This window comes from Thermostichus sp. MS-CIW-36 (assembly GCF_054059035.1).
Map to the genome: position 1 here is coordinate 49805 of NZ_JBSSBR010000019.1, position 6314 is coordinate 56118.

5 protein-coding genes and 1 pseudogene are annotated in these 6314 nt (G+C 55.6%); 2 read left to right on the forward strand and 4 right to left on the reverse strand.

Going from position 1 to position 6314, the window contains the following annotated elements; all coding sequences use genetic code 11:
• Positions 1 to 74 precede the first annotated feature (74 nt).
• Complete coding sequence (gene mnmE / locus ACVWVQ_RS09465) at positions 75 to 1454, reverse strand: tRNA uridine-5-carboxymethylaminomethyl(34) synthesis GTPase MnmE (protein WP_457508161.1); 1380 nt, start codon at positions 1452 to 1454, stop codon at positions 75 to 77.
• A gap of 137 nt (positions 1455 to 1591) precedes the next feature.
• On the opposite strand from mnmE, the pseudogene ACVWVQ_RS09470 reads away from it, so the two are divergent.
• A pseudogene (locus ACVWVQ_RS09470) lies at positions 1592 to 2516 on the forward strand (RNA-guided endonuclease InsQ/TnpB family protein); the annotation flags it as partial.
• A gap of 78 nt (positions 2517 to 2594) precedes the next feature.
• On the opposite strand, the gene ACVWVQ_RS09475 reads toward ACVWVQ_RS09470, so the two are convergent.
• Together ACVWVQ_RS09475 and psbV are read right to left on the reverse strand one after the other, a co-directional pair.
• The gene (locus ACVWVQ_RS09475; RefSeq protein ID WP_414357017.1) at positions 2595 to 2885 is read right to left on the reverse strand and encodes a cytochrome c family protein; all 291 of its coding nucleotides are present in this window, start codon (positions 2883 to 2885) and stop codon (positions 2595 to 2597) included.
• 179 nt (positions 2886 to 3064) lie between these two features.
• Positions 3065 to 3607 carry a photosystem II cytochrome c-550 gene (psbV, locus tag ACVWVQ_RS09480; protein ID WP_011434097.1) on the reverse strand — a complete coding sequence of 181 codons (543 nt, stop codon included), beginning with the start codon at positions 3605 to 3607 and terminating at the stop codon, positions 3065 to 3067.
• 327 nt (positions 3608 to 3934) lie between these two features.
• Here psbV and ACVWVQ_RS09485 point away from each other — a divergent pair, with 327 nt between their 5' ends.
• Positions 3935 to 4822, forward strand: a complete 888-nt coding sequence (locus ACVWVQ_RS09485; RefSeq protein ID WP_457508163.1) for a hypothetical protein — start codon at positions 3935 to 3937, stop codon at positions 4820 to 4822.
• Between the two features lie 30 nt (positions 4823 to 4852).
• On the opposite strand, the gene ACVWVQ_RS09490 is transcribed toward ACVWVQ_RS09485, so the two are convergent.
• Positions 4853 to 6193: a hypothetical protein gene (locus ACVWVQ_RS09490; RefSeq protein ID WP_457508165.1), complete on the reverse strand. Its 1341-nt coding sequence runs from the start codon at positions 6191 to 6193 to the stop codon at positions 4853 to 4855.
• Positions 6194 to 6314: the final 121 nt, after the last annotated feature.

The window sequence follows — 6314 nt, forward strand, 5'->3', positions numbered from 1 at the left end:
CCGCTTCGGCTTCCCAACTGAGCCCATGGTAACACAAACTCAGAATGAGTATGAGTTAGGAGGAGTCTATAGAGTTACTTGCCGATGCAGAAGCGGCTGAAGATCTGATCCAGCACCGATTCCGAGATCTCCTCGCCGGTGATCTGGCCAAGGGCATGCAGGGCGCCCCGTAGGTCGATGCTCCAAAAGTCCAGGGGGAGCTGAGCTTGGATGGCCTGCCCCACCTGTTCCAGGCTGGCTTGGGCTTGTTGGAGGGCAGCGGCCTGCCGCTGGTTCAGGCTTATCTCCAGATTGGGCTGGGGACGTCCCTGGGTGACAAGCTGCTCCAGGGCTTTTTCCAGCTCCGGGATCCCTTTCCCTTGGGCGGCAACGGCGGGGACGCGGTGGGCAATCTCGGGGGGGAGAGGGATCCCCTCTGGCGGGGCGAGGTCGGTTTTGTTGATCACCAGGATGAGGGGGCGATGGCGGATCGACTCGTAGATGGCGGCGTCGGCAGCCGTCCAGCCCGCTTGGGCGTCGATGACCAGTACCAGCACATCGGCAGCCTGGGCTAGGCGTTGGGAGCGCTCCACCCCCAGCCGTTCCACCGGATCTTCGGTGGCGCGGATGCCGGCAGTGTCCAGCAGTTGAACGGGGATCCCTTTCACCACCAGGTGGGATTCCACCACGTCGCGGGTGGTGCCGGGCAGATCGGTGACGATGGCCCGATCCTGTCCTGACCAAGCATTGAGCAGGCTGGACTTGCCCACATTGGGCCTCCCGACAATGGCCACCTTCACCCCGGTGCGCAGCAGTTGTCCCCGTTCTGCCGTGGCCAGCAGGGCTTGCATCTGGGCTTGAATAGCTTGGAGCCGGGCCTGCCAAGCGGCAACATCCAAGGGGGGCAGATCCTCTTCAAAGTCGAGGCGAGCCTCAATTTCTGCCAACAAACCCAGCAGCTCCTGGCGCAGGGCGCGAATGGATCCCCCTAGCTTGCCCTGTAAGCCCGCCAAGGCCATCCGGGCTGCCTGAGGGGAGCGGGCCGCCACCAGATCGGCCACACTCTCGGCCTGGGTGAGGTCAATGCGGCCATTCAGAAAAGCGCGCAGGCTAAACTCCCCCGGCTGGGCCAACCGCGCCCCCTGCCGCAGGCATTGTTGCAACGTGGCCTGAACCACCATGATGCCACCGTGGCAATGCAGCTCTGCCACATCTTCGCGGGTGTAGGAGCGGGGGGCTTGCATCCAAACGGCCAGCGCTTCGTCTAGAATTTGGCCTTTCTCGTCGCGGATCCAGCCGTAGAGGAGCCGATGGCTCTCCCAGACTGCGTTGCGGCGGGCAGGGGTGAAGATGGCTTGGACAATGGGAAGGGCTCGTGACCCGGAAAGGCGCACAATCCCCACGCTGCCCTGTTCAGGCACCACCGCAGTGGCAATGGCAGCGATCGTATCGGCCAGGGGCGCAGTCGGATCCATCCCAAATAGAGCCCTGAGGGAGTTCGAGCAGCCGTTGGATTACAGATCGGCATCCACCGATTACCAAAAAACTGGGTTTAAAGCCCTGCCCTTCTAGGACGACTTTTATCTCGTTAGACCTGCGCTAAAGTGTGCCCATGCGCGTTCCAGAAGCCAAGCTCCTCAACGGCACAGCCCAGCAGTACCAAGCCTTGGACGAGGCCATCCGCACTGCCCAGTTTATCCGCAACAAATGCCTGCGCCACTGGATGGATAACCAGGGGGTTGGCAGAGCTGCCCTCTATGCCCTCTGCAAGAACTTGGCCAGAGAGTTCCCCTTCGCCCAGAAGCTGAACTCCTCTGCCCGACAAGCCAGCGCGGAGCGAGCTTGGTCTGCCATCTCCACCTTCTACCGCCGCTGCCAGAACCAGGAAGCCCAAAAAGGCTGTCCCCAGTTCCAGAAACACTGTCGCTCTGTGGAGTACAAAGTCTCCGGCTGGAAGCTGGCAGCAGATAGGATGTCCCTCACCTTCACAGATGGCTTCCAAGCAGGCACCTTTGCTCTGTATTGCAACGGCGAGGTGCGGCAGGACATCCTCACCCTGAAAATCAACCGGTGCGGGTGGTGCGGAGAGCCGATGGCTACTACGCCCAGTTCTGCCTGGACGTGGAGCGTCAGGAGCAGGTGGAGTCCACCGGCCAGGTGGCGGGGCTGGATGTGGGCTTGATGCACTAACAAGGTAGAGTGCCCCAAATTCTTGCGTCGTGCCAAGAGGAGGTTGAAGCGACACCAGCGGAGGTTAAGTCGGAAGTATAGGAAGGGGATCAAACCCCAATCTAAGAACTACCCAAAGCAGAGGAAGCGACTGGGCAAGGTGCATCTCAAAGTCTAGCGCCAGCGCAGAGACTGTGTCATCAAGGTGACCCGGTGCGTGGTACTCGCCTACGGCGACGCGGAGCGCTTTGTCTCACGACATTGTGGCGTATGAGGACTTGCCGGTGCGCAACTTGGTGAGGAACCACCACTTGGCCAAGGCCATTCGCGATGCCAGTTGGAGTTTATTCACCGGATGGCTGGACTATACGGAAAGGTCTTCAACGAATAAAGGCAGCCAGATTTCTTAGGGCTTCGTTGTCCATCCAGGAAGGGGGCACAGGACGTCATTCATAGATAGAATCCGAGCCATCGTAGCTACGGGGATCCCGCTGGTACTTCATCAAGGCTTGAAGGGTATCTCGGGGTGGAGTAGAACCGCGCAAGTCCTTCAAAGAGAGGGAAATGTTGGGAGCCGACAAGGTGGCACCGCCCACATGACAATTCGAGCAGGCGGACTGAAAACGATTTTTGACATCCTTGACATACTCCCCTGCCCAAAGGCAGGAGATTCTGGTTCCTGGCTCTGCGACAGCACTTACCGTGTTGGGCTGCCCCTCTACGACAGCGGTGCTCATCTCCCCAGGCATTCCCCCTTGCGGGGCAGTTCCCTAAACCCAGTTTTCTTGGTAAGGATGAATGCGAGCCGCCACCGGACTGGCCAGCCCCAGCCACAACAAGGCCAGGATCCCGACCTAGGCCTAGAGGCGAGACGGGATCCGCCATCTCATAGGCAACTTCTGATCCAGATGCGGCATTAGAGATAGGCTGATAGGTCGCTGTGGCTTTCGTTCTTGGTACCACCCCAGCCGGGAACGGTCTTGGCCTGCACCAGAATGTAGCCCGCAATCAGCTTCAGATCCTCGTCGGTGAGGTTGCGCAGACGTGGATACTCACTGGTGAGCTGGGTGTTGGGGTGATACTCCAACAGAGACTCCACCCCGTCATAGGTGACTGGATTCTTGATGTAATCCACAATCGCCAGCACATTATCCCGTGGGGGAGTTGCTCCCTCCAGATCCGAAAGCTTCAAGCTCACATCCGGGTTGGGATAGGTCTGGCCGCCCACATGGCACTGGGCGCATGCGGTGTTGAATAGCTTCTTCCCTTTGGCCAACTGGGCTTCGGTAAAGGTAATAGACTCAGTTGGCGACAGAGCCACCGCAGGAATATCCCTAGCTGCAAACACTGGAGCCAGACCCCAGCCAAACCCAGCCATCAACGCAGCCAACAGCAGGACAAGCAACCGACGACGCGCTGGCGCAAACACCTTCTGAAAAGAAAAAGCTTTGCTAAACATGGTTCTCCGTAGATCAGCCTAGAAAGAGGAGAGGTGGGCTCCACTCCAGCCGCAAACCCGACAACAGGATCAAGAATAGACCATCAAGAGATCATTTGCAGATGGGATCCGGGATAGTTTCCCAATGGTTCCATTTGCCTTTGGTGTTAAGTTTGATTACGGAGCTGTGGCCTGTTGGGGGTCTGTTGGCCGGGAGCTGACTTGGCCACAGCCCGGTCGAGGTGGGGAGAACTGAGCAGGTAATATAGAGCTTGGCTTGCTTGCCCGGCAACCTCACAGCAGGAGAATACGGCAGACTCCGTTCCAGGTTTTTGCAGGATTGCCCCCATGTCCTCTGTCCGATTCCAGCCGTTGCGGGTGGCTTTCACCTGTGCGGATCCCAGTCAGATCCAAATGCCTGTTGCCAATTTGCTGGCGGCTTTGCCGGCCTCACCGCTTCTGGCCTACACAGATCCGGAAGCAGCAGACTTGCGGGTAGAGCTGTTGCCCGATGCCATTTATCACTTTTACCGTCGGGGGGAAGAGGTGGCTCTGGCGGCCTTCCGGATCCCGGTGAAAAAGCTACAGGCCCTGCCTCGCAAGCTGGTGCGGCTGTTGGAGCACGTGGCCGCTTTCGGCAACCTCTTGAATCTGCAACCTCCCAGCGATGCGCTGAGCAGCATCTTGGAAGTGGAATTTCTCCAACTGGAAACCCCGGCCAGCAGCTCTGCCCCTGCCGAAGTGAGCCCTCTGCCGCGGGATCCCCAAGGGAAAGTGCAAATCCAAGCAGGCCGCAACCTGGCCATTGCCTTGAGAAACAGAGCCCCCACTCCAGTGCATGTTTATGTCACCGTCTTTGACGAGCGGCGGTACAGCGTGGATTTGGTTTACCCCTATCAACCAGATCTGCCTGCCCGTTTACGCCCCAACGAGAGCCTGCTGATTGGCTCTGGCCCCCGCTACCTGCTGCAGATGCAGCTGCCAGAAGGAACAGACGTAGCGGTGGATCGCTTCAAAATCTGGGTCAGCGGCACCAGCATGCAGCCGGGCATTATGGTGATGCCTCCCCTGGGGCAACGGCTGGAGCCCCCCTCCGAGGATCCCTACGGGGCCGGATCCCGCCTGGATCGGGAAGTCCGGCTGGCCATTCTGGGCAAAGCAGGCAGCACTCCCATGCCAGCTTTTGCGGAGGATCCCTGGTGGTGTATGGAGCAAGCCGTCAAGATTGTGGCCTGAGCCGATGCTCTTGGGGACTTTTTCAGACTTTCAGAGATGGCTTTTCAGGATCCCATCAAAGGTAGACTCAACCTCATCGACGCCAATCACTGACAGGTGATAGAGGGAAGATAGACTACTTCTTGTATCTTGACTAACATCAGTTAAAACTATGAAAGCTTGGCTTCCCTGAAGACCGAGTTCATGAGCGATTCTGGAGTATTTTTGTATTTTATCTTGGTACCCACCTGTCTTCGATTCCACCCAGTAGAATTTATCATTGATATGGAAGAAAAGATCCATCTCAAAATCGGCTCCATTCGATAAAGTAACTTGGGCATTCGCGACGTAAGAGAAACTGATCTTTTTGGTGTGAGCCGCAACAAGGCGGATCAGCGTGTCCCTAACATATCTTTCCAGCCAGTTCCCTGCCAGAAAATTCAGCGCCTGAGGCGACCTACTGGGTCTTGCTTCCAAGAGGCGTTTGGGTGCCTTAGAGTATCTGTACTCTTCCAAAAATGCGATGCCGTGTAACTCCTTAGCAACTTGGCAAGTTAAACTGATTACTTGTGGAGGTTCGTCTCTAAGGTTTAGGGAGAAAGAACTGCCGCTATTCATATTTGACTTAACCATTCCATAAAATCTCTTGATAAAAGAGTATCGGCTGCCCATAAAGGTAGCTATTTGGTCTAGCTTTTCCTCTTTTTCTTCCGCAGCTATGCTTTTTATCTTTATGTTTTTTGAGTTTAAGAACGACTCTATCTTTGATATATCAACAGTAGCTGTCCCATCCTTGTCTCTTAGTACTTCGTCTGGTGTCTCAGGATCTGGTGCTTTACCAATGACCTGAGTAACCTGCTCATTCTGGGAGTCCTGATTTGCAGTTGGGCATATCTCGGATCCATGAGAACTTTGAATAGTAACCCGTAGTTGCTGGTAAATATCTTTGGCCTCTTCCACTAGGTTTTCCAGAATAGCTAGCTGATCGTTCAGTTGCTGGCCATGTTCGGCCAACTTTACAGATATAGCTTGTAGAAGGTCTCTGCCCCAGTCCTGTAGCAAGCTTTGCTGGCTGTCAGCAAGGCGAAATTTAAACTCTTCAAGGGTAGCTTGGACGGCCTGTAACTTTTCCTGTAACTTTTGAGAAATCTTGTCTACCAATCCTTCGCTCAATTTGATTAGCGCTTTGTTCGCGTCGTTGAGTTCTTGGCTGTGTTGGCTTAGCTGCGAAGATATATCTCTGATAATCTCTCGTTTCCAGATTTCCAGTTTAGTGATAATCTCTCGTTTCCAGATTTCCAGTTTAGGACTGGCCCCATACTGGCGAGCAACGTAAATGCCTACCGAGAAACCAACAGCTGCCCCAATCAATAAAACCAAAACTAAGTCCATCAGATACTCCTGTCCTCTGCTGCTGTTACAGCCTGTTAAGGGCTCAAGGGGTACAATAGCAGCACTTAGCAAACCAACTTCGGAAGGAGGATGGATTGATCAGTAGTAAAGAAGTCTTCAC

What these genes read in the sequence shown, in the direction of transcription:
- mnmE (WP_457508161.1), bottom strand. Translation starts at nt 1,454, where the DNA reads ATGGATCCGACTGCGCCCCTGGCCGATACGATCGCTGCCATTGCCACT.
- ACVWVQ_RS09475 (WP_414357017.1), bottom strand. Translation starts at nt 2,885, where the DNA reads ATGAGCACCGCTGTCGTAGAGGGGCAGCCCAACACGGTAAGTGCTGTC.
- psbV (WP_011434097.1), bottom strand. Translation starts at nt 3,607, where the DNA reads ATGTTTAGCAAAGCTTTTTCTTTTCAGAAGGTGTTTGCGCCAGCGCGT.
- ACVWVQ_RS09485 (WP_457508163.1), top strand. Translation starts at nt 3,935, where the DNA reads ATGTCCTCTGTCCGATTCCAGCCGTTGCGGGTGGCTTTCACCTGTGCG.
- ACVWVQ_RS09490 (WP_457508165.1), bottom strand. Translation starts at nt 6,193, where the DNA reads ATGGACTTAGTTTTGGTTTTATTGATTGGGGCAGCTGTTGGTTTCTCG.